The organism is Nonomuraea sp. NPDC001831 (assembly GCF_042892035.1).
In the GTDB taxonomy this organism is placed as follows: domain Bacteria; phylum Actinomycetota; class Actinomycetes; order Streptosporangiales; family Streptosporangiaceae; genus Nonomuraea.
In genome coordinates, this window is sequence record NZ_JBIATU010000002.1 from 599857 (window position 1) to 625570 (window position 25714).

The window sequence follows — 25714 nt, forward strand, 5'->3', positions numbered from 1 at the left end:
GCTTCCTTCACCGCAGCAGGTAGGGGATGTTGATGGTGACCGCGTCCACCGGGCACCTGGCCGCGCACGGCCCGCAGTACCAGCACTCGTCCACGTGCATGTACGCCTTGCCGGTCGCCTCGCTGATCGCCAGGGAGTCCAGCGGGCACGCCTCGACGCACAGGGTGCAGCCGTCGATGCACAGGGCCTCGTCGATCGTCACGGGGACCTCGACGCGCTGGTTGACCAGGGTCATGACCGTTCCTCCTCCGGGGTTCTGCGCAGGTGCCCGCGCATCGTGAGCCGGTCGCCGCGGAAGCGCACGAACTCCAGGTCCACGGGCCTGCCGTCGGCCAGGTGGGTGAGCCGTTCGACCATGAGCAGCGCGGCGCCGCGGGGCGTGCCGAGCGCGGCGGCGGTGTGGGGGTCGGCGTTGACGGCTTCGAGGGTGAGCTCGGCCACGCCGAGGGGCTGCCCGGCGATCCGCTCCAGCAGCACGAAGATGTCGTTGTTGACCAGGTCTGCGGCGAACAGCGGCTCGCCGGCGTCGCGGACGAGGTAGGTGAGGTCGAGCGAGAGCGGCAGGCCGTTGAGGCTGCGCAGCCGTTCGAGGTAGACGACCTGCTCGCCGGGGGCGAGGCCGAGCCGGCGGCTCACCGGGGCGGGCGGCTCGATGAGGGTCATCGTGCGGACCTGGTTGACGACCTGGCCGTGCTCGTGGAGGGTCTCGGCCAGGCCCAGCAGGCGGTGCAGGCCGTGCGGGTACTTCTCGGCCGCGACGGTCGTGCCGACGCCGGGGCAGCGCTCGACCAGCCCTTCCGCGCGGAGCAGGTCGAGCGCCTGGCGTACGGTGTTGCGCGAGGCGCCGAACTCGCGGGCGAGCGCCGCCTCCAGCGGGAGCTGGCCCTGGGGGAAGCTGCCCTGGATGATCTGTCTTCTCAGCAGGTCGGCGACCTGGCGGGCACGATCCGCCCGAGGCCGCCGATCGTCGAGCGCCACCGGTTCCATGCCTTCAACCTAGTTCGCAGGTAGGTAAAAGGGGATAACGGTGGGATTGCGCCACTCGCGCCGGGCCGGAACCCGGCGCTGACCTGCTACGCGACGGGCAGCTGGGCGGGATCCGCCACCCGGACGATCGAGCCGCTGATCTCCTGCGGGTTGCGGATCAGGTTGAGGATCGGGCACACCCGCTCGACCTCGGCGTGCAGCTCGGCCAGCTGCTCGTCGGAGGCGGGCGAGCCGATCTGCACCTCGTAGCGGAAGTTGTGCGGGTACACCGGGACGCCCTGGTCGCCCGGGAGCTGGGCCCTCGGGTCGTACTCGGCGCGGACGTCCACCTCCAGGGAGTCGATCGGCACCTCCAGCTCGGCCGCCTTGATCAGGAAGATGTGCGTCACGCAGCTCCCCAGGACGCCGGCCTGCAGCTCGGGCGAGCCGGGGCCGAGGTCGTAGCCGGCGAAGTCGGGGCCGCTGTCGCTGATGATCTGGAAGTCCCTGATCCTGATGCGCCGGATCCCGCTGCGGCCCTCGGCCGTGACGTGGGCGTGCAGCGGCACCGGGCCGCCCGCCGGGGCCTCCCGGCGGGCCAGCAGGGCGGCGCGCTTGTGCGACAGGTACTCGCGAAGGGTGCTCATGGGCCTTTCTCTCTCGAACGGGGTTCAGCTCAGGGTCACGTGGCCGAGCGGGGTGTCGACGACGGCCCGCAGCGCGGGCTCCGGCCCCTCGGTGACGTCGAGCGTCACGTCCAGGGCGGCCAGGTCGCGGCGGAGCGCGCCGGGGTCGGGGTGGACGGCGGCGAAGGAGACCAGGCCGAGCTGCGGCAGGTCCGTGGCGGCCGGGTGGGTGGTCGTCCCCCAGTCGATGAGGAAGGGCACCGGCCGGACCGCGGCCGGGTCCTCGCGCCGGGTGAGCCGCCACTCCAGCAGCTCGCCGGACGGGGTGCGCCGGGACAGCGGCTGCACGTCGCCGGGGTCGTAGCCGCGCTCGCGGGCCAGCTCCACGGTCTTGTCCAGGTCCTGCGGATGCACGGCCCAGGCGGCCAGTCGCGGCTCGGTGAGCGTCGCCAGCCCGAACGCCCGCGGCCGCACCTCCGACTCGGGGTCCGGCCCGATGATCTCCAGGTACGCGGTCGGCCCGAAGCGCACCAGGTAGTTCGCGGTGCCACCGGGATGGCTGCCGCCCCGCACGGGCCGCACGCCGGTGCGCGCGGCGAAGTCCTCGACCCCCGTGAGCAGGTCGGGAACGGCATAGACGAGGTGGTCGAGGTGACGGTCGGTCATCGGTGGTCCTCCGGTTCGCCGAGGGAGAGCATGAGCCGGTTCGCCCAGTTGAAGAAGGCGGCGGCGTGGATGGTGTCGCTGATCGCCAGGTCGTCCAGCCCGGCCGCGCGCAGCGCCGCGATGTGCTCGGGCCCGAACTCCACGGGCGTGGCGGCCAGCGCGACCGAGGCGTCGACGACCGCCCGCCAGGTGCCGTCCTGCGGCGCGTCCACCCCCTCGTCGAGCAGGCGCTGCACGTCCTGGGGGCGCTTGGAGTGGTGGGCGGCGAAGCGGGCGTGCACCGACGCGCAGAACACGCAGCCGTTGCGCCGCGAGGTCGCGGTCGCGGCCAGCTCGCGCTCGGCGCGCGGCAGCCCGCCGTCGGCGTTGTAGAAGATGTCGTTGTCGGTCTTGGTGCGCGCGTGCAGGATCTCGGGGTCGCGGGCCAGCAGCAGGAAGTACGGCGACGACGCCCGCGCCCGGTCCACCAGCGCCTCGTAGTGGGCCTCGGTCAGCTCCTCCGGCGCGAGCGGCGGCAGCCAGGGCCGCCAGCCGAGCTGTTCCTGGGTGAATCCGATGCTCACGCCGCCACCTCCGCGTTGAGCAGCCGCAACCCGCCGACCACCCGGACCTGGAAGGCGAGGAAGGCGACGAGCTGCGACAACGTCACCACGCCCGTCGGGCTCCAGCCCGCCGCGGCCAGCGCCTCCAGGGCCTGCCCGCTGGCCTCGCGGGGCCGGAACACCAGCAGGTGCGCGTGCTCGAACGCGGCGGTGAGCCGGACGCCCAGCTCGTCCGGGTTCCGGACCCGGTAGCGCAGGCCCTCGTCGCTCTCGGCGGCCAGCGGCGCGGGGTAGACGCCGTACGGGCCGGTGGTGGCGCCCGCCTCGACCTCGGCCTCGACGGTCTTCAGCAGGCCGGGGGCCAGGTCGGCGAGCCGGTCGGCGTAGAAGCCGGCGACGACGGCGTCGCGGTGCAGCCCGGTCACGAAGGCCGCGACGGCGTCGCGTTCGACGAGGGTGACCTCGCCCTCCTCGTCGGGCGTGAAGAGCGCGTCGAAGCCGCGCTGGGCGTGCTCGCGGGCGGCGGGCCGCAGGTCGCGCAGCTTGTCGAGGCGGGAGCCCGGTCTTATCCCGGCCAGGTGGTCGATGACGTCGTCGATCATGTGGAGCTCATTTCGGTGGAGGGAAGCCAGCCGAGCGCGGGTGCGACCTCGGTCGCCAGCAGCTCGGTCGAACGCAGGATCAGCGGGTGCGGCGGGTCCACCGAGTGCACCTGGAAGACCAGGTCGGTGACCCGTTCGAGGGTCGGATCGGCGCGCAGGCTGTCGATGACGTCCTGCGGGGTGCCCACGTGCACGTCGAAGGCGGCGATGCGGCTGTCGAGGTCGCCGCCGGGCAGCTCCCACGGCAGCCGCCCCCGCCCGAGCCCCCGCTCGGCCCAGCGCAGCGCCTCGGCCCGGCTGTCGGCCACGAACGCGGTCCGCGAGGCCACGATGCGCGGGACGACGCCCGCCGGCAGGTTCTCGTAGTAGGCGTCCACGATCGGCCGTTGCAGGTCGGCCAGCGTCGCCTGCGGGTCGTCGGCCGGCCGGGGCTGCGTGCGCGAGAGCATGAGCCCGTTGCCCGCGCGGCCGGCGCGCGCTCCGCCGGAGGGCGAGAACGTCGCCTCCCAGATCGCGCCGGGCAGCCGGGGCGCCGGTGGGTAGAGCCGGTTGCCGCCGCCCAGGTCCTCCCCCGACCAAGCCCTGAGCAGGATCGACAGGTGCTCGGCGTACAGGGCGGCGCGGTCGCCGCTGTCGTGCCCGAACGGCCCGAACGACGACGGCGTCCCGCCGCTGCCGACCCCGATCTCCAGCCGCCCGCCGGTGAGCAGGTCGAGCACGGCGGCGTCCTCGGCCACCCGCACCGGGTGCTCCAGCGGCAGCGTGATGATGCCGGTGCCGAGCCGGATGCGGCTGGTCCGGGCCGCCACGTGGGCGAGGAACACCAGCGGCGCGGGCAGCCCGCCCTCCTCGCCGTCGAAGTGGTGCTGGGCCACCCAGGCGGTGTCGAACCCGAGCGACTCGGCGTGCGCGATCTGCTCGGCGGCCAGCCGGTAGCGCTCCGCCGCGGGCGCCTCGTCCAGGACCCGGGTGAAGAAGCCGAGCCTCATCGCACCGGCTCCGGGATGGCGGCGAGCAGCTCGCGGGTGTAGTCGTCGGCCGGGTCGGTGAAGACCCGCCGGGTGGATCCTGATTCCACGATGCGTCCTTTGTTCATGACGGAGACGGTGTGCGAGATCTGCCGCACCACCGCCAGGTCGTGCGAGATGAAGAGGTAGGTCAGGCCGAGGTCGCGCTGGAGCTGTCCGAGCAGGTCGAGGATCTGCGCCTGGACCGTGACGTCGAGCGCCGAGACGGCCTCGTCCAGCACGAGCACCTCCGGGCCCGCGGCCAGCGCGCGGGCGATGGCCACCCGCTGCCGCTGGCCGCCCGACAGCTCGCGCGGCCGGCGCGACGACACGTCCGCGGGCAGCGCCACCCGGTCGAGGAGCTCGGCGACGCGGGCCCTGCGGGCGGCCCGGTCGCCGAGCCGGAAGTTGCGCAACGGCTCCTCCACGATGTCGGCGATCGACTGCCGCGGGTCCAGCGACCCGTACGGGTTCTGGTGCACGAGCTGGACGTGCCGGCGGAAGCCGCGGCCGTCGGGGGCCCCGGCGACGGTGACCGTGCCCGACGTGGGCTCGGCGAAGCGCACCACCATGCGCGCGGTGGTGGTCTTGCCGGACCCCGACTCCCCGACGAGCGCGTGCGTGGTGCCGCGCGGCACCTCGAACGAGACGCCGTCCACGGCCCGGAAGGCCCGCCGGCCCGACCGGAACTCCTTGACCAGGTCGCGCACCACGATCGCGGGCTCGGCGGCCACCGGCTCGCGGAAGGGGCGGGCCGACAGCGCGGGGGCGTCGTGCAGCAGCCGCCGGGTGTAGTCCGCGCCGGGCGCCGCCAGGATCTCCCTGGTCGGGCCCTGCTCCTCGACGCGGCCGTCCTTCATGACGACCAGCCGGTCCGAGCGGCTCGCGGCCACGCCGAGGTCGTGGGTGACCAGCAGCACGGCGGTGCCGAACTCGGCGCGCAGGTCGTCGATGAGGTCCAGGATGCGCCGCTGCACGGTGACGTCCAGGGCGCTGGTGGGCTCGTCGGCGATGATCAGCCGGGGTTCCAGCGCGACGGCGATGGCGATCAGCACGCGCTGGCGCATGCCGCCGGACAGCTCGTGCGGGTACTGGCGGGCCCGCGTCTCGGGGTCGGGCAGGCCGACGCGGGTGAGCAGCTCGACGACCCGGCGCCGCACGGCGGCCCGGTCGCCGCGCTTGTGGATGCGCAGCACCTCGGCGATCTGCGCCCCGACCGTCTTGACCGGGTCGAGCGAGTTGGACGGGTCCTGCGGGACCAGCCCGATCTGGGCCCCGCGGACGGACTCCATCCGCCGCGGCGACCAGGTCGCCAGGTCGTTCTCCCCCAGCAGGACGCTGCCGCGGTCGAGCGAGGCGTTGCGCGGCAGCAGGCCGATGATCGAGTGCGCGGTCGTGGTCTTGCCGGACCCCGACTCGCCGACGACCGCGACCACCTCGCCCGGCTCGACGGTGAAGGAGACGCCGTGGACGGCCGGGCGGCCGTCGTAGGAGACCGCGAGGTCGCGGACGTCGAGCAGGCTCACGAGGACTCCTTGGCGATGGACCGGCTGATCCGGCCGGCGGCGAGCACGACCGCGACCACCACGGCCCCGGGCAGCGTGGTCAGCCACCACGACGTGGCCAGGTAGTTGCGGCCCTCGGCGATGAGCAGCCCCCACTCGGGGGTCGGCGGCTCGGCGCCGTAACCGAGGAAGCCGAGCGTCGAGATGGCCAGGATGGCCACGCCGAACTGCAGGGCGGCCAGCGCGACGACGGGTCCGAGCGAGTTGGGCAGCACGTGCCGCCACAACACGGCGGTGAACCGGCCGCCGCTGCCGAACGCGGCCTCGACGTAGTCGGTGCGGCGCACCCGGACGACCTCCGACCGCGACAGCCGGGCGAACGCGGCGACCGAGCCGACGCCGACCGCGACGGCCACGTTCACCGTCCCCGGGCCGAGCAGGATGATCACGACCAGGGCCAGGAGCAGGCCGGGGACCGACAGCAGCACGTCCACGACCCGCATGACGGCGGCGTCGGGCACCCCGCCGAGCGAGCCGGCCAGCAGCCCGAGCAGCGTGCCGAGCAGCAGGCCGACCGCGACGGCGACGAACGCCCCCGACAACGAGTGCACGGCCCCGTGCACCACCCGCGCGAACACGTCCCGCCCGACGGCGTCGGTGCCGAACAGGTGCTGACCGCTCGGCGCCTGCAGCTTCTCGACCGGCACGCCGGCGATCGGGTCGTACCCGGTGAACAGCCCCGGGACGACCGCCCACAACAGCGCCACGGCGATCACCGTCCAGGACAGGATCAGGCCCGCCCTCACGACGCCGCCTTCAGCCGCGGGTCGAGCACCGGGAACAACACGTCCACCACCAAGTTGACCAGGACGAACACCGCCGCGGCGAGCACCACGACGGCCAGCATCACCGGCGTGTCCTGGGCGGTGACGGCCTGCTCGGTGAGCCGCCCGACGCCGTTGCGGCCGAAGACGGTCTCCGTCACCACCGAGCCCGCGATCAGCTCGCCGAACGTCAGGCCGGCCACGGTCAGCGTCGGCAGGACGGCGTTGCGCGCCACATGCCGCCACAGGATCCACCAGCGGGTGGCGCCCTTGGCCGCGATCACCGGCACGAACGGCTGCGCGTACACCTGGTCGATGCCGCGCGCCAGCACCTGGGCGATGGGCGCCGAGATCGGCACGGCCAGCGTCACCACGGGCAGGACGAGCTGCTGCAGCTCGCCGCCCCCGATGACCGGCACCAGCCGCAGCCGGAAGGAGAAGACCTGGATCAGCAGGATGCCCAGCCAGAACGCCGGGACCGAGATGAACAGCGACGGCACCGACAACAACGCCCCGCGCAGCCACGACGTCCGGCTGTAGCTCGCCACGAACGCGATCACCACGGCGAGCAGCACCGCCAGGACGAACGCCGCCGAGGCCAGCCGGGCCGTCTCGGGCAACGCCTCGCCCAGGCGCTCGACCACGGGGGTGCCGGTGTCGATCGAGTAGCCGAAGCCGCCGGTCAGGAAGCCGGTCAGGGTGCGCAGGTACTCGCCGATCGGCGAGCCGCCGCTGTAGTACGCCCGGATGTCGGCGATCTGCTGCGGCGACAGGCCCAGCTCGGGGTTCTGGAACTTGATCAGGATCGAGTCGCCGGGCAGCAGTTGCAGCAGCACGTAGCTCGCGGTGAAGGCGGCCCACAACACGAGCACCGCCTGCCCGGCCCGCGTCAGGAGATACCTGGTCATTGCTGGGTCTTCCACGTCGAGTAGAACCACGGCCGGGCGACCGCCTCGAAGGCCACGCCCTTGACGTACGGCGCGCCGCCGTACACCTGGGGCTCCTCGAACAGGGGGATGGCGTAGCCCTGGTCGATCACGTACCGCTGGATCTCGCCGACCTTGGCGTTGCGCTTGGCGTTGTCGGGCTCGGCGGACTCCTCCTCCAGCAGGGTGTCGAGCTTCTTGTCCTTGGACAGGATGACGTCGCGGTTCTGGCTGTGGAAGTGGCTCTTGATCACGTCCTGGTCGGCGCGGCCGACCATGCTGTGCGCGACGGCGGTCTTCTCGGCGTCCTTGATGTCCACGGCCTGGGTGCCGGCGTCGGCGGGGCGGATCTCCAGCTGCACGCCGAGCTTGGCCCACTGCTGGCCGACGAGTTCGAGCGTCTGCTTGGACAGCGGCTGCGGGCCGGCGACGAAGACGCCCAGCCGCAGCTTGACGCCGTCCTTCTCGCGCACGCCGTCGGCGCCCCTGGTCCAGCCGGCCTTGTCGAGCAGCGCGTTGGCCTTGGCCGGGTCGTAGGCCAGATCCTTGGACAGGTCGAGGTAGCCCTGGGCGAGGTGGCTGAGCACGGAGGTGGCCCGCGGGTAGCTCGCGGTGAACAGGGTGTCCACGACCTCCTTGACGTCGGTGCCCGCCTGCAGCGCCTTGCGCACGTCGAGGTCCTTCAGGATGCTGTTGGACGGCCGCAGGTACAGGCCGTTGTTCACGCCCCTGGTCGGCTCGGCGTAGATCTGGAAGCCGGCGTCCTTGACGGTCTTCTCGTCGTAGGCCTGGACGTAGCGCACGAAGTCGGCCTGGCCGGAGGTCAGCGCGCCGACCCGGACGTTGTCCTCGGGCGTCACGATGATCTTGATCTCGTCCAGGTACGCCCGCCCCTGGTGCTTCGACGACGGCGGCGCCCAGTTGTAGTCCTTGCGGGCGGCCAGGTCCACCTCCTTGTCGACGATCTGGTTCTTCAGCGTGAAGGGACCCGAGCCGACGATGTTCTTCAGCTGGCACTGCTGCTCGTACGGCAGCGAGATCGTCTTCTTCGACACCAGCCCGGCCCCGATGACCGAGGTGCCCTGGAGGAAGCCGGGAGAGGGCTTCTTGAAGTGGAACCGCACGGTCAGCGGGTCGACGACCTCGCTGCGCTCGTAGTTGTTGACGAACTCGGCGACCGGCAGCTTGAGCTCGGTGTTCCCGAGGCCGTACACGTCGAAGTTGGCGGCGACGGCGGCGGCGTCGAGCGGGCTGCCGTCACTGAAGGTCACGCCCTGGCGCAGGTGGAAGGTGTACTCGGTGGCGTCGTCGTTCACCTCCCACTTGGTGGCGATCCAGGGCTCGATCTCCAGCGTCTGCGGGTTCTGCCAGGTCAGCTTGTCGGTGATCTGGTTGAGGATGCCGCCGTTGGGATAGAAGCCGGCGGCCGGCAGGTAGAGGCAGGTGGGCGGCTGGTGCTCCAGGTAGGTCAGCGTGCCGCCGTACACCGGCTGACCGCTGGACGGCGCCGCGCCGGCAGCACCCCCTTGACCGCCACAGGCGCCGAGGAGCCCAACGACGGCGAGCATGACGGCTGCGGTGCGCAGGCTGGATGAGGACATGGGGTACTGCCTTTCAGACAAAACATACCTAAAAAGTAGGAAAAGGCTACAGCATGCGCGCGACCGAAGCCACCAGGGGTTTCGGTCCGCACGTGACGCGGGCACGCCGGGCTCCGGAGCTCACGGGCGCGTCCGCGTCACGGGCCTTCCGGATTACCGGCGTTGCCAGGCTTCGGCGAGCAGTTCGTAGGAGCGCACGCGGTCGGCCGGGTCGTGGGTGATGGTGGTGACCAGCAGCTCGTCGGCCCCGGTGACCCGGCGCAGCACGCGCAGCCCCTCGGCCACGGCGCGCGGCGTGCCGACGAATTGGGTGTCGATCCGGTCCTTGACCAGCTCGCGGTCGGCCTCGGTCCAGACGTGCCGGGCCGCCTCCTGCGGCGTCGGGTACGGCATCGCGCCCGCCCCCGTCCTGATGCTGCGCACCCACAAGCCGTACGGCGAGGCCAGCTCACGCGCCCTGGCCTCGTCCTCGGCCACCACCGCGTCGGCCGACACGATCACGTACGGCTCGGCCAGCTCGTCCGACGGCTTGAACGCCTCCCGGTACGCCTCCACGGCCTCCAGCACGCTCGACGGGCTGACGTGGTAGTTGGCCGCGAACGGCAACCCGCGCTCCCCCGCCACCCGGGCGCTCTGCCCGCCGCTGCTGCCCAGGATCCACACCTGGACATCGGCCCCCTCGCCGGGCGTCACGTGCGCCTCGTGGGTGCCGCCGAGCAGGGCCAGCACCTCGTCGACCTGGTCGGCGAAGTCGGGCGTCACCGCTCCGGGCTGCTGGAGCAGGCTCGCCTGGAAGGCCAGGCGAGGGATCCTGGCCAGCCGCGACCAGTCGAAGGGCGGCGGGATGAGCAGCCCGTCCACCACCCTGGCCTCCTTGCTCGCGGGACGTGCGGGAGCCGGCTCGGCCCCGCGCCGCCCCGAGCGGCCGATGCCCAGATCGAGCCGGCCCGGATGCAGCGCGTCGATGATCCCGAACTCCTCGACCACGGACACCGGCGTCCGGTGGCCGAGCTGCACGGCTCCCGAGCCGACCCTGATCGTCGAGGTGGCCGCCGCCACCAGCCCGATCAGCACGGCGGGGGCCGAGCCGGCCACGCCCGGGGCGAAGTGGTGCTCGGCCAGCCAGTAACGGGCGTAGCCGAGCTCCTCCGCGCGGCGGGCGAGCTCGATCGTGTCGCGCAACGCCTGGCCCGCGGTGCCGCCCGAGCTGATGGGGGCCAGATCGAGAATGGACAGAGTCATGACGCGCTCCCCGGGAACGGACGGCTGGGGATCTCCGCGCGCAGCGCCGGCGCGATCTCGGTCTGGAACAGCTCCAGCGTCTGCCGGTGCTGCCCCGGCGTCAGGCCGTCGGCGTCGGCGGGGATGTGCATGACCTCGTGCCCGAAGCGCTTGTGGTAGCGCAGCACCTTGTCGATGATCTGCTGCGGGCTGCCGACCAGGATCGAGCCGCGTTCGATGGCGTCCTCCAGGGTGGGGAAGACCGGCTCCACGCCGGCCCGCCGGAACGTCTCCAGGCGGGCCTGGTAGATCGGCCGGTACTCGGCCAGCGCCCGTTGCGAGGTGCGGGCCGCGTAGTAGCCCGCGCTGCCCGCCCCGACCAGGGCGTCGGCGGGGTCGTGGCCGTGATGGGCCCAGCGTTCGCGGTAGTGGTCGATCAGCTCGGCGTAGGGCTCGATGGGGTTGGTGACGTTGGCCGAGAACAGCGGGTCGCCGTGGCGGGCGGCCAGCTCGACCGACTCCTTGCTGGTCGCGCTGCCGTGCCAGACCCTGATCGGCTGTTGCAGCGGGCGCGGCCAGGTCTCGGCGCCGGTCAGCGCGGGGCGGAAGCGGCCCTGCCAGGTGACCCGGTCCTCCCGCCACAGGCGGCGGAACAGCTCGTACGCCTCGCGGTTGCGCTCCCACTGGTCCGCGGCGGTGACGTGGAAGAGCCTGGCCTGCGCCGCGCCGTTGCCCTTGCCGACGATCAGTTCGAGCCGGCCGCCGGACAGGTGGTCGAGCGTGGCGTAGTCCTCGTAGGCGCGGACCGGGTCGAGCAGGCTCAGCGTGGTGACCGCGGTGAACAGCCTGATCCTGGACGTCCTGGCGGCGATGTGGCTGAGCACGACCGGGGGCGAGGAGGAGATGAAGGGCCGCTCGTGCCGCTCGCCCACGCCGAAGCCGTCGAAGCCCAGCTCCTCGAAGAGCACGGCGGTCTCGACGACCTCGCGGAACCGTTCCGTGGGTGACCGGCCGTCGCTGTGGACGATCAATGTGATGCCCAAAAATTTCATGACACCTCCGCGTACCTGCTCGCCGGGCGCGGCAGGCCGAGCAGCCCGCGTAACGTCCGGGCCTCGTACCCGCTCCTGAAGGCCCCGCGCCCGCGCAGCTCGGCCGTCAGCTCCCGGCTGATCCGCTCCAGGTCGTACGGCACCGCCCCCGGCCGCAGCCGGAAGCCCTCGATCCCGGCCCGCCGCCACTCCAGCAGCAGGCCGGCCAGCTCCCCCGCGGTCCCGGCGAAGATGGCCGCGTCGGAGGTCAGTTCGGCCCCGTCCAGCTCGTCGAGCCGCGCCTTGCGCCGGGCCGCGTCCGGGCCCAGGAAGACCAGCAGGTCGGCGAAGATCCGCAGGTCGCCGGAGAGCCCCCGGACCTCCTCGACGATCTCCCGCGCGTGCTCGGCCGAGCGCGGCGTGACGAAGACGACGTCGGCCGCGCCCGCCGCGAACTCGTACGGCAGCCGCGCGTGGGCCAGCGCGGCCACCACCGGCTGCCCCTGCGGCGACCTGGGCGTGATGGACGGCCCCCGCACCGAGAAGAACCCGCCCTCGAAGTCGATGTGGTGGAGTTTGCCGCGGTCGACGAACCGGCCGGTGGCCACGTCCCTGATCTCGGCGTCGTCCTCCCAGCTGTCCCAGAGCCGCCGGGCCACCTCCACGGCGTCGGCGGCCTCGGCGAACAGGGCGCGGACGTGCGGGTCGGCCGACAGGTCCACCCCGCCGGGCCGGTTCAGCACCACGTCGAGCGGGGCGAACCGGCGGCGGCCGAAGTGGGCCGCCTCGCTCGCCCGCGCCGAGACCTGCGGCCGCCAGCCCGCCCGGCCGCCGCTGACGTGGTCCAGCGTGGCGATGCCGATGGCCACGTGGAACGGCTCGGTGTGCGTGGTGGTGGCCGTCGGGACCAGGCCGATCCGGGTGGTCAGCGGCGCCAGCCGGGCCGCGAGCAGCACCGCGTCGAACCGGCCGCGCACCTGGTCGGTGCGGTCGTCGGGGCCGTCGGGCCGGGTGGACTGCAGGCCCAGGGCGTCCTCGAAGGTGACGAAGTCGAGCAGCCCGCGCTCGGCCTCGGCGACCAGCCCCGCCCAGTGACCGGCCGAGAAGAGCCGCGCGGCGGGGGCCGCCCGCCAGGCGGCGGGGTGCCAGCCGGCGCCGTCCAGCGCCACGGCCAGGTGCAGCGTCATGACAGCTCCAGGTGCTCGCGCAGGGTGGTCCCGGTGTACTCGGCGCGGAAGACGCCGCGTTCGCGCAGCGCCGGCACCACCCGGTCGACGAACTCGTCCAGGCCGCCGGGGGTCAGGTGCGGGACGAGGATGAAGCCGTCGGCGGCGCCGGCCTGCACGTGCTCGTCCATCTGCCGGGCCACGCCCTCCGGGGTGCCGACGAACGTCTGCCGCCCGGTGACCTCGATCACCAGCTCGCGGATGCTCAGCCCCTTCTCCGCGGCCAGCGCCCGCCATTTGGCCGCCACCGCGGCGCGGTCCTTGATCGGCACCCGTCCCTGGGAGACGCCCTGGGTCAGGTCCGGCTCGACGTCGGGGAACGGTCCATCGGGGTCGAAGGCTGACATGTCGCGCCCCCACACCTGCTCCAGGAACGCGATCGCGGTCTGCGGCCCGACCTGCTGCCGCCGGATCCTGGCCGCGTTCTCGGCGGCCTCCTCGTCGGTGTCGCCCAGCGCGAACGTCACGCCGGGCATGATCTTGAGCTGCTGCGGCTTCCGGCCGTACCGGGCCAGGCGGCCCTTGACGTCGGCGTAGAAGCGCCTGCCGTCCTCCAGCCTGCCGTGCGGGGTGAAGACCACGTCGGCGTGGGCGGCGGCGAACTCGCGGCCGTCGTCCGAGTCGCCGGCCTGGATGATCACCGGGTGGCCCTGCGGGGAGCGCGGCAGCGTGAACCGGCCCTCGACGGTGAAGTGCCTGCCCCGGTGGCTGACCGTGCCGATCGCGCCCTCCCGCAGGAAGCGGCCGGCGTCCTGGTCGGCGAGCACGGCGTCCGGCTGCCAGGAGTCCCACAACTCGCGCGACAGCCGGACGAACTCCTCGGCCCGCCGGTACCGGTCGGCGGGGTCGAGGAAGCCGCCGCGGCGGAAGTTCTCGCCGGTGAAGGCGTCGGAGGTGGTCACCACGTTCCAGGCGGCCCGGCCCTCGCTCAGGTGGTCGAGCGTGGACAGCCGCCTGGCCAGCTCGTACGGCTCGTTGAAGGTGGCGTTGACCGTGCCCGCGAGCCCGAGCCGCGAGGTCACCGCGGCCAGGGCGCTGAGCACGGTCAGCGCCTCGGGCCTGCCGACCACGTCCAGGTCGTGGATGCGGCCCTTGAGCTCGCGCAGCCGCAGCCCCTCGGCCAGGAAGAAGAAGTCGAACGTGCCGCGCTCGGCCGTCCTGGCGAGGTGGACGAACGAGGCGAAGTCGATCTGGCTGCCCGACCGGGGGTCGGCCCACACGGTGGTGTTGTTCACGCCGGGGAAGTGCGCGGCGAGGTGCACCTGCCTCTTGCGCGTCACCGGCCCCGCCCGTGCGGCCTGTCCCAGACGGCGGGCAGGCCCTCGATGGTCTCGCCGAACGCCGGGCGCTGGTAGAGGTCGCGGGCGTAGCCCCAGAGGTGCTCGAAGTCGGGCAGCTCGCGCTCGCTGATGAGGTGCTCGCGGTTGTGCAGCGCGTCGAACCTGGCCAGCGTCACCCACAGCCGCACGTCCGCCTCGGTGATCGTGTCGCCGGTCAGGAAGCGCTGCTCGGCCAGGCGTTCGTCCAGGCGTTCCAGGGCCGCGACGACGCGGTGGCGCTCCTCCTCGCGGGCGGCCTCGGTGCCGGCGGGGGCCACCCGGGTGACGCCGGTGTTGACGTCGTGGTAGATCCACGCGTTCAGCTTGTCGATCTCGGCGCGCAGGTGCTCGGGGTAGAGGTCGACCGAGGTGTCGGCCCACTTCTCGAACTGGGTGGCCAGGTCGATGGTGATGTCGGGGAAGTTGTTGCTGACGATCCTGCGCCGCGCCCTGTCCCAGAGCACGGGCACCGAGATGTGGCCCGGGTAGCCCTTCTCGGTGGCGTCGTAGGCCTGCTCCAGGAAGGCGAACCCGTTGACCGGGTCCGGGCCCCTGCGCTCCCTGAAGGCCCAGCCCCGGCCGTCGCGCTCGTCGTCCACGTACGACAGCGAGACGACGTCCTCCAGGCGCTTGAGCTTGCGGACGATCGCGACGCGCTGGGCGTAGGGGCAGGTCCAGGCGGCATAGACGTGGTAGCGGCCGGGCTCGGCGCGGTAGCCGCTGGTACCGTCGGCGGTGACGCGGTCCTGGAAGGGGTAGACCGGGCGGTCCCAGCCGGCCGACAGGTGCAGGCGGCCGGGGCCGTAACGGCCGTAGGCGACGCGGTCGAGCGGGCCGGCGTAGACCGGCGTGCCGGTGGTGGCGGTCACAGGTTCTCCTGGTGGGGTAGGAAGCGGCCGAACCGGCCCTGGTGGTAGAGCAGCGGGCGGCCGGCGCTGTGCGTGGCCGCCTCGGCCACCAGGCCGACGACCAGCACGTGGTCGCCGACCTCGACGGTCTCGTACGGCAGGCAGATCAGGTGGGCGGAGACGTCCTGGAGCAGCGGCGCGCCCAGCGGCCCCGCCCGCCACCGCGTGGGCGCGGCGAACCTGTCCACCCCCTTGCGCGCGAACCGCGCCGCCAGCTCGGCCTGGTCGCTGGCCAGGATGTTGACCGCGAAGTGGTCGGCCCCCTGCAGCCACGGCCAGGTGGTGGAGGACTGGTCCACGTAGAACGAGACGAGCGGCGGGTCGAGGCTGACCGAGGAGAACGAGGTGGCGGTGAGCCCCACGGGGATGCCGTCGCTCTGCGCGGTGATCACCACCACTCCGCTGGCGTGCACGGCGAGCGCCTGACGGAACACGTCGGCGCCGACGGCCTGCTGGTCGGGCAGGGTGTCGGTCATGCGCCGGCCTCCGCTCGTGCGTACCGGCGGAGGGGTCTGATTGCGATCACGGAAAGGCTCCTCACGGGAGAGAGGGCGTGCTCACGCCGCTCCCGGCGGCCGGGCCGGGAGCGCCGGGAAGGGGGCACGCAAGGGGTTCGTCAGCGGAGGCGTGGACGGCGTCGGCCACGCTGGAGCGCTCAAGGGAAGGCGGGCGGCTGCTGGTCCGTGATCAACGACACTGGGCGCTGGCGACGTGACCGAAGTCCACGTGCGGGCGCCTGGTCAGGAGAGTGCCCTGGCTCATGCCAACGACGCTAGGCCGCCGCGAGCCTCAAGTCAATATTCCCTACTGGTTTTAAAGGGAATACCTATTGGGATGAATCGCGAAGTTTGGCGGGCGGCACCGGGATCGCCGGGAAAGGGTTGTCCGGCAGCAGGATGACCCGGCGCGCCTGCCGGGGCTGCATGGCGGCGTCGAGGTGGAGCAGGGCGGCCCCGATGCCGGCCGCGCCGACCATGTACCCGGTGTCCGCGCTCACCTCGCCCGGCCGCAGCCGCCGGTACGCCTGGTACCAGCGGAACCCCTGGCCGTCGTGGTTGTCGCCGCGCCCGATGAGGTGCCCGGCGAGCACCTGGGCCTGCGCGAGGCGGGTTTCGTCGCCGGTGGCCGCCCACAGGCCGACGAACAGTTCGAGCAGCCCGGCCGCGCCGCAACACTGACAGGCCACGTTCCAGAAGCCGTCGGTCTGCCGGAGGGGGGCGCCGCTCTCGACGACGCCGTGCGCGAGCCGTTCGACCCAGTCGAGGTGGCCGGGGTCGCCGGTGACCCGGTGCAGCTCGTAGAACATCCGGGCCACGCCCGCCGAGCCCGAACAGAAGCCCAGGTAGTGCAGCTCGCGCCCCTGCGGCACGTGGTGCGGGACGACGGCGCACCGGCCCGCCACCGCGCTCACCTCGCGCACGAAGCCCGCGCCACGGGCGGCCGCCTCCAGGAAACGCCGCTCGCCCGTGACGCCGTAGAGCCTGGCCAGCAGGAAGGCGGTGCCCGCCGTGCCGGACAGGAAGCCCGGGGTGACGGCGTCGAGGGGCAGGTCGGCGCAGTCGCCGAAACGATGGCCGGGCACGGCGAGCCCGGCGATGCGCTCGCCCGCCGCCACCGCCGTCTCCTCGTAGCCGCGCACGCCGAGCGCGGCGGCGGCCTGGAGCAACCCCAGGACGATGCCGCCGTCGCCGCGCTGGGCGGGCTCGCGTGTCCAGCCGGGGCCGCCGTCCAGCGGGCGCGCGGCGCGCACGATCGCGTCGGCCACCGCGACGGCCTCCTCCTCGAAGACGCCGTCGCCGAAGGCCCAGCCGGCCTCGATCAGCGCGACGAGCGTGCCGGTCAGGCCGTGGTAGAGGGTCAGGTCGGGGCGTTCGCGCCAGGTGGCGGCCAGGTAGCGGGCGCCTCTGCGGGCGTCGTCCAGGTACGCCTCGTGGCCGGTCGCGGCGGCCAGTTCCAGGAAGAACAGCACGATGCCGGCCGCGCCCGCGTACAGGGACGCGGAGTCGCCGGCGGCGGCCGACCTGCCACGGGGGTCGGGGTTGGCACGCCAGTGACGGCCTCTGCCGTCGTCGACTGCGGCGGTGCGGATCCAGCGGCCCGCCATGATCGCGGCGGTCAGCGGAGTCTCGGCGCGCTCACTCGGCGAGCGGGTCCGGTCCAAGCCCATACTCCATTCTCCCACACTTCCGGTAGGAAAATCGGCCTTTTCCTCAAGGGTTCGCCTCCATCATCGCGGGTAACGGAACGGTGACGTCGAGTATCGAACGGGGAGGGCGTCGTGAAGCGTCCCATCATCTGCGCCGCGATCCTGGCCCTGGGCGTCACGGGCTGCACGAACACCGGCTACGACACGGGGCAGCACCTGCCGCAGAACGAGGGCGCGAACGCCGACGCCAAGGGCGTCATGCACGTGCGCAACGCCCACCTGCGGGCCGCCGCCGGCCAGGCGGCCACTCCGACCTCGCCCGCCGCCGAGCAGAACCTCTACGCCGTGCTGATCAACGACGGCCACAAGCCCGACCAGCTCCAGCGGATCACCGTCGACGGCGGCGGCTCGGTGCAGCTCTCCGGCGCCGCCGCCGACATCCGGCCCGGCCAGCCCGTGGGCGCGGGCGACCAGCCGCTCGGCACGGTCACCGGCGTACGCGGCACCACCGTGCCGATGACCTTCACCTTCCGCGACGCCGGGGCCGTGCGCGTGCTCGTGCCCGTGAAGCAGAACGCGACCCAGTCCCCCGCCCATTCGACCGGCCCCGCGGCCACTCCGGCGGCGCCGGGCCACGCGCCGCCGCACGCCCCCCGTCACCGGACCGGCCACTCAACCGGCCACTGAGGGCCGCAGCGCCGACAGCAGCCGGTCCAGCTCGGCGGCGATCAGCGGCAGGTCGGCGTCCGGGTCGGCGGAGCGGGCCAGCAGCATGCCGCCCTCGCAGACCGCGCCGAACACGAGCTGCGCGCGGGCGGGCACGTTCCCGCCCTCGATCCGCCCGCCGTCGGCGGCCCGGCGCAGGCCGCCTACCAGCACGCGGAGCAGGTGGTCGTACTCGATCGCGCGGGCGGTCTCCCAGCCCAGCACCGAGGGCGCGTCGAGCAGCACGATCTGCCGGAAGCCCGGCTCGAGGCAGTGCTCCAGGAAGGTGCGCAGGCCCCGGCGCAGCGCCGCCAGCGGGTCGTCCTCCTGGGCTCCGGCGTGCTCCAGGGCCGCCGCGACCTCGGCCAGCTCGCCGGTGAACGCCGCCCGGAACAGCGCCGGCTTGCCGCCGAAGTGGTGGTACGCGGCCCCCTTGGTCACCCCCGCGCGGGCGGCGACGGCGTCGATCGAGGTGTCGGCGTAGCCGTTCTCGCCGAACAGCCGGCGCGCGGCGCCCACCAGGCGCGCCGTCGTCTCGTCCGTGCGTTCTGCCTGGGTGCGGCGGCTCATTGACTTCCATACTCCTAGTACGTATGTTCGAATCGCGTACCAGAAGTATGGAACACGGAGGCCCATCATGTCCGCAGAACCCATCGCCGTCTACGGAGCAAGTGGTCATACCGGACGCCTGGTGGCGGCGGAATTACGCGCCCGCGGCCTGGAGGTGATCCTGGCCGGCCGCGACGCCGCCCGGCTCAAGGCCGTCTCCGACGAGCTCGGCGGAGCCCGCGTGCACGAGGCCCCGCTCGACGACGCCGACGCCCTGCGGGCCCTCACCGCCGAGGCCGGCGTGCTGGTCCACTGCGCCGGGCCCTTCACCGACACCGGCCGGCCCGTGGCCCGCGCCGCGGCGGCGTCCGGCTGCCACTACGTCGACCACGCCCTTGAGCAGCACCACACCAAATGGATGTTCGACACCATGGCCGAGCCCGCCGCGGCCGCGGGCATCACGATGATCACGGCCATGAGCTTCTACGGCGGCATGGGCGACCTGCTGGCCGCGGCCGTGTCCGCCGGGCTGACCGGCATCGACCGGGTGACCAGCGCGTACGCCGTGTCCGGCTGGCGGCTGACCACCGGCGCGCGCAAGACCGCCGAGCTGCTGTTCGCCGACACCCGCCGCATCACCTTCAGCGACGGCGCCCAGCACATCGGGTACGTCGAGCCGCGCAACGCCGTCTTCCCCTTCCCGCCGCCGCTCGGCCCGCGCACGATGATCGCGCCGATCCCGTCGTCGGAGGTCGTCACCGTGCCCAGGCACGTGCCGGCCCGCTGGGTCGAGGCGCAGCTCACCGCGCACACCTTCGAGGAGGAGGGCGCGTTCACCGGCGAGGCCGCCGACCCGGAGACCAGGGCGGCCTCGGAGTTCACCGTGGCCGTCCAGGTCGTCACCGAGGACGGCGGCGCGGCCGGCCGGATCACCGGCCGCGACCTGTGGCGGCTCAGCGCGCTGGCCTCGGTCGAGGCCGCCGTGCGGCTGGCCGCCGGGCACGGGCCGGGGGCCGGCGTCTTCGCCCCGGCCGAGGCGTTCCCCGCCGAGCCGTTCCTGCGCGACCTCGAAGCGCTCGGGCTGCTCCGGCTCACCCTGCCGGGAAGGAGCGGGCGATGATCCTGGTCACGGGCGCGGCCGGCGGCCCCCAGGGCGGCACCGGCCGACAGGTCGCCGAGCAGCTTCTCCAGCGCGACCAGGCCGTGCGCGCCTTCGTGCACTCCGACGACGAGCGCGCCGGCGAGCTGCGCAAGCTCGGCGCGGACGTCGTCGTCGGCGACCTGCGCGAGATCAGGGACGTGCGGCCCGCGATGCGCGGGGTGCGGCGGGCGTACTTCACCTATCCGGTGACGGCCGGGCTGCTCGACGCGACCAGCGCGTTCGCGGCGGCGGCCAGGGAGGAGGGGGTCGAGCGGGTGGTCGAGGTCTCCCAGCTCGACGCCCAGCCCGAGGCCGGCACGCCGCGCATGCGCCGCCACTGGCTGTCGGAGCAGGTCTTCGACTGGGCGGGGGTGGGCGCGGTGCACCTGCGCGCGGCGGTCTTCTTCGAGAACCTGGCCGTCGTGGCGGACGCGTACGGCGAGCTGGCCCTCCCGCTGGGCCCGCCGGACACGCTGATCCCGCTCGTCGCCGCCGCCGACGTGGCGCGGGTGGGCGCGGGCCTGCTGCTGGACCCGGCGCCGGCCGACCCGGTGTGCCTGGTGACGGGCCAGCTGGCGACGGCCGCCGAGGCCGCCGACGCCCTCGGCGTGCGCTACGCGGACCTGCCGCCCGAGGAGTGGGAGCGGCGGGCGCACGACCTGTACCGCGACCCGTACGCCGTCGAGCACCTGACGCACCTGTGGGCGATCTTCCGCTTCATCGGCTCCGGCGACCACCCGCTCTACCGGGTCACCGAGAGCATCGAGCGCGTCGGCGGGCGCCGTCCGGTGACCATCGGCGAGTTCGCCGCCGCCCGGCGCTGATCCCGAACCGGCCGGCCCCCTCCACCGGGCCGGTCAGCGCAGGCCCGCGAGCACGCCGCGGGCGACGGCCTCCCGCCCGGCCTCCTCCTCGGCCGCCGCCGCCTGCTCGGCCGCCACCCGTACGTCGTAGGCGGCGCGGGCCGTGGCGATCTCGCCCTGGTGCTCCTCGGTCCAGGTGACCAGGGCGCGGATGGTGGCGTGCAACGTGCCGCCGAGGGGCGTCAGCGCGTAGTCCACGCGGGGCGGCACGGTCGGATGGACGGTACGGCTCACCAGGCCGTCGCGCTCCAGGTGACGCAGGGTCCTGGTCAGCATGCGCTGGCTCACGCCGTCGATCATGCGGCGCAGCTCGGTGAAGCGCAGGCTGCGCCGGTCGAGCAGCGCGATCACCTGCAGCGACCACTTGTCGGCGATCCGGTCGAGGATCTGCCTGACCTCGCAGTCCTCCCGCTGGTCCCATTGCAGCACGTCGTAGTCGGTATCCCCGCAGTGACCGAGGGACATCGAAGTTCCGTCTTCCATGTCTCCCAATGGTGACCAAAAATGCTGCTGGTTACAAGAAGGAACCGACCATTGTGGAAGGAATGCACCATGTCTCCCTCATCTCCCACGAATGATCGCATGGGGGCGCGCGCGTGGAGCGCGCTGTTCGTCCTGGCGGGGGCCGTCTTCCTGGAAGGCATCGACGTGGCCATGCTCAACGTGGCGCTGCCGTCGATCCGGGCCGACCTCGGCCTGTCCACCGGCACACTCAGCGGCGTGGTCAGCGCGTACGTGCTGGGTTACGGCGGGTTCATGCTGCTGGGCGGCCGGGCCGCCGACCTGCTCGGCCACCGCCGCATGTTCCTGACCTGGCTGACGGTGTTCCTGCTCTTCTCCGGCCTGGGCGGCCTGGCGACCGAAGGGTGGATGTTGCTGGTCGCCCGGTTCGTCACGGGGGTCGCCGCCGCGTTCATGGCGCCCGCCGGGCTGGCGCTGGTCACCGGCACCTTCCCCGAGGGCCCGCAGCGCACCAAGGCGCTCGGCGTGTACGCCGGGACCGCGGCGGGCGGCTTCTCGCTCGGCCTGGTCGCCGGCGGCCTGCTGGCCTCGATCGGCTGGCGCTGGGTGTTCTTCGCCCCCGTGGTGTTGTCGGCGGTGATCCTGCTGGCCGCCGTCCCGCTGGTCAAGGACTCCGGCGAACGGGCGCGGGGCTCGTTCGACCTGGCCGGGGCGCTGACCATCACCGGCTCGATGTTGCTGCTCGTGTACGGCGTGGTCCGCCTGGAGGCGCCCGCGGACGGCTCCGGCGCCACCGTCGCGACGTTCGCCGCCGGGCTGCTGCTGCTCGCCCTGTTCGTGCTGATCGAACGCCGCTCGGCCAACCCGCTGGTCCGGCTGGACATCCTGCGCTCGGGCTCGCTCGTCCGGGCCAACCTGGGCGCGCTGCTCTTCCTGGCCTCGTTCGCCGGGTTCCAGTTCCTGGCCACGCTCTACCTGCAGGAGGTGCGCGGCTGGAGCACCCTGCAGACCGGACTGGCCATGCTGGTGATCGGCATCGACACGGTCCTGGCCCCCACGCTCACGCCGCGCCTGGTCAACAGGTTCGGCAACGCCCGCGTGCTGTTCGCCGGGATCGTGCTGTCGGCGCTGGCGTACGCGCTGTTCCTGCCGGTCGGCCCGGACTGGACGTACGCCGCCATGCTGCCCACCATGCTCCTGCTCGGCCTGGCCTTCTCGCTGACCTACGGCCCGCTGACCATGGCCGCGACCGAGGGCGTGGCGGAGGACCGGCAGGGCCTGGCCGGCGGCCTGCTCTACACGGCGATGCAGTTCGGCACCGCGCTCGGCCTGTCGGCGGTCACCGCCGTGAACGTGGCCGCGCTCGGCGGGGGCGCCGCGCCGACCCTGGACTCGCTGCGGATCGCCCTGGCCGTCCCGGTGGCCGCCGCGGTCGTGGCGGTGCTGGTGACCGCGTTCGGCCTGCGGGCCCGCGCCGCCGCCGCGCCCGTCGAGAGCCCGGTGCCCGAGGCCGTCGGCTAGGACGCGCTCGCTCCCGGCTCCTTCCGCACCCGGGAGAGCTTGTCGGGGTTCGCGACCGTGTAGATGTCGCGCACCTGCGACCCGTCGGAGGTCAGATCGACGACCATGACGGCGAACGGCGCGTTCTCCACGAACACCACCGCCGAGGGGTCCCCGTTGGTCTCCCGGTACTGGATGTCCAGCCCTTCCATCGGCTGGGCGGTGCGCGCGACCAGCAGCCGGGCCACCTTGTCGCGACCCCGGACCGGACGCGGCCCGCCCACCGCGGACTTGCCGCCGCCGTCGGCCCACAGGGTCACCTCCGGCGCCAGCAGCTCCATCAGCGCGTCGAGGTCGCCGCCGAACGCCGCCGCCACGAACCGCTCGGTCACCTCCTGCTGGACGTGCGCGTCCACCCGGTAACGCGGGCGCCGGGCCTGGACGTGCTCCCGGGCCCGGTGCGCGAGCTGGCGTACGGCGGCGGCGCTGCGGCCGAGCATGCCGGCGATCTCGGTGTGCTGGAAGGCGAACACCTCGTGCAGGACGAACACGGCCCGCTCCAGCGGGGTCAGCGTCTCCAGCACCACCAGCAGGGCCAGCGACACCGACTCGCCCCGCACCACGTCCTCCGCCCCGTCGGCCGGTCCGTCAGCCGCGGTGACCAGCGGTTCGGGCAGCCACGGCCCGACGTAGGTCTCGCGGCGGCGGCGCAGCGCCGACTGGTGGGCGAGCGCCTGGTTGACGGCGATGCGCACCAGGTAGGCGCGCGGGTTGCCGATCTCGTCCGGGTTCCGCGACGACCAGGCCAGCCAGGTGTCCTGGAGCACGTCCTCGGTGTCGGAGACGCTGCCGAGCATGTTGTAGACGATGGAGAACAGCAGCTCCCTGTGGCCGCCGAAAACGTCCGTCATTCCAGGCATCATGTCCTTTGAGAGCCTTCGTGGCCCCCGGGTGTGACATGAGCTGCGTCACACCAGGTAACGCAGCCACAGGTACGGCGTCGCCAGCGCGACCGTCGTCGCGGTGACGATCAGACCGTACTTCGTGAACTGCCAGAAGCTGATCGGGGTGCCGTTGCGGGCGGCGATGCCGAGGATGACCACGTTCGCCGCCGCGCCCACGGCGGTGGCGTTGCCGCCCAGGTCGGCGCCGAGCGCCAGGGCCCACCACAACACCTGCGCCGGGCCCTCGCCGCCGTTGGCCTGGACGAGGTCGGCGACGATCGGGCTCATGGTGGCCACGTACGGGATGTTGTCGACGATGGCGGAAAGGCCCGCCGAGGCCCACAGCAGGACCATCGTGGTCAGCCCGAGCCGGCCGTGCGTGGCCTGCGCGGCGGCCTGGGAGACCTGGGCGATGACCCCGGTCTCCACCAGCGCCCCGACCATGACGAACAGCCCCGCGAAGAACACCAGCGTGGGCCACTCGACCTCGGCGATCGCCTCCTCGGTGGTCACCTTGGTGAGCGCCACCAGCACGCCCGCGCCGAGCAGCGCCACCACCGACGGCTCGTAGTGCAGCACGGGATGCAGCACGAACGCCGCCATCACCACCGCGAGCACGGTCAGCGACTGCCACAGCAGCCTGCGGTCGGCGATGGCCTCGCGCTCGTCGAGCGTCATGATCTCGGCCGCCAGCTCGGGGTCGTAGCGGAACGACCGGCGGAACATCACCCGGCACAGCCCGATGAACACCACGAGCAGCACCACGATCAGCGGCGTGAGGTGCGCGAGGAAGTCGTTGAAGGTCAGCCCGCCGCGGCTGGCGATGATGATGTTAGGCGGGTCGCCGACCAGGGTGGCGGTGCCGCCGATGTTGGAGGCCATCGCCTCGGCGATGAGGAACGGCGCCACCGGCAGCGCCAGCCGCTCGCAGACCAGGAAGGTCACCGGCGCGATCAGCAGCACGGTGGTCACGTTGTCCAGCAGCGCCGACGCGCCCGCGGTGATCAGGATCAGCAGCACCATGAGCCGGAACGGGCGCCCCCTGGCCCGTTTGGCGGCCCAGATGGCCAGGAACTCGAAGACGCCCGTCTGTTTCAGCACGCCGACGATGACCATCATGCCGAGCAGCAGGAAGATGACGTTCCAGTCGATGCCGGTGTGCTCGTCGAAGAAGGCCGCGCCGCCGTCGGTGGCGTGCAGCACCAGCATGATCCCCGCGCCGCCGAGCGCAGCGGCGACCCGGTGCACCTTCTCGGTGGCGATCAGCGTGTACGAGACGAGGAAGACGGCGACCGCCAGCCACGCGGTGACGGTCACGGCGGACCACCCGGGAAAGCCTTCAAGGAGAACTCCGAGATCGACGACAGAATCGCCGACCAGACTTCCCGGCACACCTCAGGACAACCTACCAACAGGCGCGGCCGGACGGGACCGGCGGACTGGCCGCCCGTACGGGGCCAGGCGCCGGTCGCGCCCGGTGGGTGGCTGGTCAGCCGACGGTGAACTGCCCCTTGAAGTCGGCGTGCAGCACGCTGCCGGACGAGCCCGACACGCACGTGCCCGAACCGCCGAGCAGGTAGGTGTCGAACCGGCCGGTGAACGCCTTGCCTCTGAACGGCCCGGACTGGATCGTCCCCGTCACCTTGGCCGTGTCGCGCACGATCTCGACGATGCGCGCGCCGGCCTTGCTGGTCTGCCTGGTGCCGTTGACGGTCCAGTCGATGGTGACCGTGCCGGTGCCCGCGGGCGCGGCGCTCCCGGCGGCGGCGGCGCGGTCGCGGATGACGCCGTCGGACCGCCCCCAGGGCTCGCGGATGACGCCGTCGGACTGCCCCCACCGCTCGCGGTCGTAGACCACGCGGTCAGCCAGGTTGCGCTCGTCCCGATCGTGCACGATGCGATCGGCCAGGCTACGGCCCTCGCGGTTGTAGACGATGCGGTTGGGCAGGCTGCGGCCGTCGGCGTCGCGGTCGGTGAACACCCGGTCGAAGGCGTCGCCGTCGCCGGACAGGCGCCCCCTGGTGCTGGTCGTGGTACGTCCGCCGCAGGTCGGGGTCACGCCGTTGAAGCTGGCTCTGAGCCGGGCCGCCGTGACGCCCGTGCCGCCGTGGTCGACGCAGTTCCACGGCTCCCGGCGGCTGACGGAACGTTCCAGGCGCAGCAGCCGCTGCGCCCCCGGCAGGTACTGTGCCTGACCGGACACGGTGCAGGAGATCACGGCCGCGGCGTGCGCGGCCCCCGGGACGACGGCCGGAGCCAGGACGGTCAGCCCGGCCGCGGCCAGGGCGGGCAGTGACGTGGCGAGAGTAGGCATGAGACTGCTCCTTTTCGAGGCAGGACGGGTCGGCGCAGCGGGCCGACCTGTCACGGCAGGACGGGTCGGCGCAGCGGGCCGACCTGTCACGGCAGGACGGGTCGACGCGAGCCGCCGGCC

The 25714-nt window shown here is 73.1% G+C and carries 27 protein-coding genes; 4 read left to right on the forward strand and 23 right to left on the reverse strand.

The genetic code is table 11. The features are described 5' to 3' along the window. Window positions 1–7: 7 nt before the first annotated feature. From ACFYYW_RS08340 to ACFYYW_RS08425, 18 genes are all read right to left on the reverse strand, one after another. Window positions 8–235 carry a 4Fe-4S dicluster domain-containing protein gene (locus ACFYYW_RS08340; RefSeq protein WP_352327900.1) on the reverse strand — a complete coding sequence of 76 codons (228 nt, stop codon included), beginning with the start codon at window positions 233–235 and terminating at the stop codon, window positions 8–10. Then, entirely contained in the window at window positions 232–987 is a 756-nt protein-coding gene (locus tag ACFYYW_RS08345) for a GntR family transcriptional regulator (RefSeq protein ID WP_387646481.1), read from the reverse strand. Before ACFYYW_RS08345 ends, ACFYYW_RS08340 begins: the two co-directional genes overlap by 4 nt. 86 nt (window positions 988–1073) lie before the next feature. Continuing rightward, window positions 1074–1613, reverse strand: coding sequence for an OsmC family protein (locus ACFYYW_RS08350; protein ID WP_352327898.1), 540 nt, complete (start codon window positions 1611–1613; stop codon window positions 1074–1076). 24 nt (window positions 1614–1637) lie between these two features. After that, entirely contained in the window at window positions 1638–2258 is a 621-nt protein-coding gene (locus ACFYYW_RS08355) for a VOC family protein (RefSeq protein WP_387646484.1), read from the reverse strand. Then, on the reverse strand, window positions 2255–2821 hold the full coding sequence (locus ACFYYW_RS08360) for an alkylhydroperoxidase domain protein (protein WP_352327896.1): 567 nt from the start codon (window positions 2819–2821) through the stop codon (window positions 2255–2257). The genes ACFYYW_RS08355 and ACFYYW_RS08360 overlap by 4 nt, the downstream gene beginning before the upstream one ends. Then, window positions 2818–3402 (reverse strand): CMD domain protein, encoded by a 585-nt coding sequence (locus ACFYYW_RS08365; protein WP_352327895.1) that lies wholly within the window; start codon window positions 3400–3402, stop codon window positions 2818–2820. The genes ACFYYW_RS08360 and ACFYYW_RS08365 overlap by 4 nt, the downstream gene beginning before the upstream one ends. After that, complete coding sequence (locus tag ACFYYW_RS08370; protein ID WP_352327894.1) at window positions 3399–4391, reverse strand: putative FMN-dependent luciferase-like monooxygenase; 993 nt, start codon at window positions 4389–4391, stop codon at window positions 3399–3401. The genes ACFYYW_RS08365 and ACFYYW_RS08370 overlap by 4 nt, the downstream gene beginning before the upstream one ends. After that, window positions 4388–5935, reverse strand: a complete 1548-nt coding sequence (locus ACFYYW_RS08375; RefSeq protein ID WP_364389192.1) for an ABC transporter ATP-binding protein — start codon at window positions 5933–5935, stop codon at window positions 4388–4390. The genes ACFYYW_RS08370 and ACFYYW_RS08375 overlap by 4 nt, the downstream gene beginning before the upstream one ends. Next, on the reverse strand, window positions 5932–6720 hold the full coding sequence (locus tag ACFYYW_RS08380; protein WP_352322612.1) for an ABC transporter permease: 789 nt from the start codon (window positions 6718–6720) through the stop codon (window positions 5932–5934). The genes ACFYYW_RS08375 and ACFYYW_RS08380 overlap by 4 nt, the downstream gene beginning before the upstream one ends. Further along, window positions 6717–7646, reverse strand: coding sequence for an ABC transporter permease (locus ACFYYW_RS08385; protein WP_352322613.1), 930 nt, complete (start codon window positions 7644–7646; stop codon window positions 6717–6719). Before ACFYYW_RS08385 ends, ACFYYW_RS08380 begins: the two co-directional genes overlap by 4 nt. Continuing rightward, entirely contained in the window at window positions 7643–9265 is a 1623-nt protein-coding gene (locus ACFYYW_RS08390; RefSeq protein ID WP_387646491.1) for a TIGR04028 family ABC transporter substrate-binding protein, read from the reverse strand. Before ACFYYW_RS08390 ends, ACFYYW_RS08385 begins: the two co-directional genes overlap by 4 nt. A 153-nt stretch (window positions 9266–9418) precedes the next feature. After that, window positions 9419–10507 (reverse strand): LLM class flavin-dependent oxidoreductase, encoded by a 1089-nt coding sequence (locus ACFYYW_RS08395; RefSeq protein WP_387646494.1) that lies wholly within the window; start codon window positions 10505–10507, stop codon window positions 9419–9421. Beyond that, window positions 10504–11538, reverse strand: coding sequence for an LLM class flavin-dependent oxidoreductase (locus ACFYYW_RS08400; protein ID WP_364413656.1), 1035 nt, complete (start codon window positions 11536–11538; stop codon window positions 10504–10506). The genes ACFYYW_RS08395 and ACFYYW_RS08400 overlap by 4 nt, the downstream gene beginning before the upstream one ends. Next, the gene (locus tag ACFYYW_RS08405; RefSeq protein WP_352322617.1) at window positions 11535–12704 is read right to left on the reverse strand and encodes an LLM class flavin-dependent oxidoreductase; all 1170 of its coding nucleotides are present in this window, start codon (window positions 12702–12704) and stop codon (window positions 11535–11537) included. The genes ACFYYW_RS08400 and ACFYYW_RS08405 overlap by 4 nt, the downstream gene beginning before the upstream one ends. After that, window positions 12701–14023 carry an NtaA/DmoA family FMN-dependent monooxygenase gene (locus ACFYYW_RS08410; protein WP_387646498.1) on the reverse strand — a complete coding sequence of 441 codons (1323 nt, stop codon included), beginning with the start codon at window positions 14021–14023 and terminating at the stop codon, window positions 12701–12703. The genes ACFYYW_RS08405 and ACFYYW_RS08410 overlap by 4 nt, the downstream gene beginning before the upstream one ends. Next, a complete protein-coding gene (locus ACFYYW_RS08415; RefSeq protein ID WP_387646500.1) occupies window positions 14020–14931 on the reverse strand; it encodes a glutathione S-transferase C-terminal domain-containing protein in 912 nt (303 codons plus the stop codon). Before ACFYYW_RS08415 ends, ACFYYW_RS08410 begins: the two co-directional genes overlap by 4 nt. After that, window positions 14928–15446 (reverse strand): flavin reductase family protein, encoded by a 519-nt coding sequence (locus ACFYYW_RS08420; RefSeq protein ID WP_352322620.1) that lies wholly within the window; start codon window positions 15444–15446, stop codon window positions 14928–14930. Before ACFYYW_RS08420 ends, ACFYYW_RS08415 begins: the two co-directional genes overlap by 4 nt. 350 nt (window positions 15447–15796) lie before the next feature. After that, window positions 15797–17137, reverse strand: a complete 1341-nt coding sequence (locus ACFYYW_RS08425; RefSeq protein WP_352322621.1) for a lanthionine synthetase LanC family protein — start codon at window positions 17135–17137, stop codon at window positions 15797–15799. Window positions 17138–17248: 111 nt separating this feature from the next. On the opposite strand from ACFYYW_RS08425, the gene ACFYYW_RS08430 reads away from it, so the two are divergent. Continuing rightward, on the forward strand, window positions 17249–17803 hold the full coding sequence (locus tag ACFYYW_RS08430; protein ID WP_387646504.1) for a hypothetical protein: 555 nt from the start codon (window positions 17249–17251) through the stop codon (window positions 17801–17803). Here ACFYYW_RS08430 and ACFYYW_RS08435 read toward each other — a convergent pair. Then, window positions 17789–18391 carry a TetR/AcrR family transcriptional regulator gene (locus ACFYYW_RS08435; RefSeq protein WP_387646506.1) on the reverse strand — a complete coding sequence of 201 codons (603 nt, stop codon included), beginning with the start codon at window positions 18389–18391 and terminating at the stop codon, window positions 17789–17791. The genes ACFYYW_RS08430 and ACFYYW_RS08435 overlap by 15 nt on opposite strands. Before the next feature lie 67 nt (window positions 18392–18458). Between ACFYYW_RS08435 and ACFYYW_RS08440 the strand changes: the two genes are divergently transcribed. Both ACFYYW_RS08440 and ACFYYW_RS08445 read left to right on the forward strand, forming a co-directional pair. Then, entirely contained in the window at window positions 18459–19490 is a 1032-nt protein-coding gene (locus ACFYYW_RS08440; protein ID WP_387646508.1) for a saccharopine dehydrogenase NADP-binding domain-containing protein, read from the forward strand. Further along, window positions 19487–20335: an NAD(P)H-binding protein gene (locus tag ACFYYW_RS08445; protein ID WP_352322625.1), complete on the forward strand. Its 849-nt coding sequence runs from the start codon at window positions 19487–19489 to the stop codon at window positions 20333–20335. Before ACFYYW_RS08440 ends, ACFYYW_RS08445 begins: the two co-directional genes overlap by 4 nt. A gap of 33 nt (window positions 20336–20368) precedes the next feature. Here the strand turns inward: ACFYYW_RS08445 and ACFYYW_RS08450 are convergent, their stop codons facing one another. Further along, complete coding sequence (locus tag ACFYYW_RS08450; protein ID WP_352322626.1) at window positions 20369–20857, reverse strand: helix-turn-helix domain-containing protein; 489 nt, start codon at window positions 20855–20857, stop codon at window positions 20369–20371. A gap of 69 nt (window positions 20858–20926) precedes the next feature. Between ACFYYW_RS08450 and ACFYYW_RS08455 the strand changes: the two genes are divergently transcribed. Next, a complete protein-coding gene (locus ACFYYW_RS08455; protein WP_387646512.1) occupies window positions 20927–22357 on the forward strand; it encodes an MFS transporter in 1431 nt (476 codons plus the stop codon). Here the strand turns inward: ACFYYW_RS08455 and sigJ are convergent. The 3 genes from sigJ to ACFYYW_RS08470 form a co-directional block, all read right to left on the reverse strand. Beyond that, the gene (gene sigJ, locus ACFYYW_RS08460) at window positions 22354–23247 is read right to left on the reverse strand and encodes an RNA polymerase sigma factor SigJ (protein ID WP_387646515.1); all 894 of its coding nucleotides are present in this window, start codon (window positions 23245–23247) and stop codon (window positions 22354–22356) included. The two genes, ACFYYW_RS08455 and sigJ, sit on opposite strands and share 4 nt — an antisense overlap. A gap of 57 nt (window positions 23248–23304) precedes the next feature. Beyond that, on the reverse strand, window positions 23305–24597 hold the full coding sequence (locus ACFYYW_RS08465; RefSeq protein ID WP_387646517.1) for an ArsB/NhaD family transporter: 1293 nt from the start codon (window positions 24595–24597) through the stop codon (window positions 23305–23307). 172 nt (window positions 24598–24769) lie between these two features. Continuing rightward, on the reverse strand, window positions 24770–25594 hold the full coding sequence (locus ACFYYW_RS08470) for a hypothetical protein (protein ID WP_387646520.1): 825 nt from the start codon (window positions 25592–25594) through the stop codon (window positions 24770–24772). Window positions 25595–25714 lie beyond the last annotated feature (120 nt).

What these genes read in the sequence shown, in the direction of transcription:
- ACFYYW_RS08385 (WP_352322613.1), bottom strand. Translation starts at nt 7,646, where the DNA reads ATGACCAGGTATCTCCTGACGCGGGCCGGGCAGGCGGTGCTCGTGTTG.
- ACFYYW_RS08450 (WP_352322626.1), bottom strand. Translation starts at nt 20,857, where the DNA reads ATGGAAGACGGAACTTCGATGTCCCTCGGTCACTGCGGGGATACCGAC.
- ACFYYW_RS08345 (WP_387646481.1), bottom strand. Translation starts at nt 987, where the DNA reads ATGGAACCGGTGGCGCTCGACGATCGGCGGCCTCGGGCGGATCGTGCC.
- ACFYYW_RS08445 (WP_352322625.1), top strand. Translation starts at nt 19,487, where the DNA reads ATGATCCTGGTCACGGGCGCGGCCGGCGGCCCCCAGGGCGGCACCGGC.
- ACFYYW_RS08365 (WP_352327895.1), bottom strand. Translation starts at nt 3,402, where the DNA reads ATGATCGACGACGTCATCGACCACCTGGCCGGGATAAGACCGGGCTCC.
- ACFYYW_RS08420 (WP_352322620.1), bottom strand. Translation starts at nt 15,446, where the DNA reads ATGACCGACACCCTGCCCGACCAGCAGGCCGTCGGCGCCGACGTGTTC.
- ACFYYW_RS08440 (WP_387646508.1), top strand. Translation starts at nt 18,459, where the DNA reads ATGTCCGCAGAACCCATCGCCGTCTACGGAGCAAGTGGTCATACCGGA.
- sigJ (WP_387646515.1), bottom strand. Translation starts at nt 23,247, where the DNA reads ATGACGGACGTTTTCGGCGGCCACAGGGAGCTGCTGTTCTCCATCGTC.
- ACFYYW_RS08350 (WP_352327898.1), bottom strand. Translation starts at nt 1,613, where the DNA reads ATGAGCACCCTTCGCGAGTACCTGTCGCACAAGCGCGCCGCCCTGCTG.
- ACFYYW_RS08390 (WP_387646491.1), bottom strand. Translation starts at nt 9,265, where the DNA reads ATGTCCTCATCCAGCCTGCGCACCGCAGCCGTCATGCTCGCCGTCGTT.
- ACFYYW_RS08370 (WP_352327894.1), bottom strand. Translation starts at nt 4,391, where the DNA reads ATGAGGCTCGGCTTCTTCACCCGGGTCCTGGACGAGGCGCCCGCGGCG.
- ACFYYW_RS08340 (WP_352327900.1), bottom strand. Translation starts at nt 235, where the DNA reads ATGACCCTGGTCAACCAGCGCGTCGAGGTCCCCGTGACGATCGACGAG.
- ACFYYW_RS08405 (WP_352322617.1), bottom strand. Translation starts at nt 12,704, where the DNA reads ATGACGCTGCACCTGGCCGTGGCGCTGGACGGCGCCGGCTGGCACCCC.
- ACFYYW_RS08455 (WP_387646512.1), top strand. Translation starts at nt 20,927, where the DNA reads ATGTCTCCCTCATCTCCCACGAATGATCGCATGGGGGCGCGCGCGTGG.
- ACFYYW_RS08425 (WP_352322621.1), bottom strand. Translation starts at nt 17,137, where the DNA reads ATGGGCTTGGACCGGACCCGCTCGCCGAGTGAGCGCGCCGAGACTCCG.
- ACFYYW_RS08400 (WP_364413656.1), bottom strand. Translation starts at nt 11,538, where the DNA reads ATGAAATTTTTGGGCATCACATTGATCGTCCACAGCGACGGCCGGTCA.
- ACFYYW_RS08355 (WP_387646484.1), bottom strand. Translation starts at nt 2,258, where the DNA reads ATGACCGACCGTCACCTCGACCACCTCGTCTATGCCGTTCCCGACCTG.
- ACFYYW_RS08470 (WP_387646520.1), bottom strand. Translation starts at nt 25,594, where the DNA reads ATGCCTACTCTCGCCACGTCACTGCCCGCCCTGGCCGCGGCCGGGCTG.
- ACFYYW_RS08395 (WP_387646494.1), bottom strand. Translation starts at nt 10,507, where the DNA reads ATGACTCTGTCCATTCTCGATCTGGCCCCCATCAGCTCGGGCGGCACC.
- ACFYYW_RS08435 (WP_387646506.1), bottom strand. Translation starts at nt 18,391, where the DNA reads ATGAGCCGCCGCACCCAGGCAGAACGCACGGACGAGACGACGGCGCGC.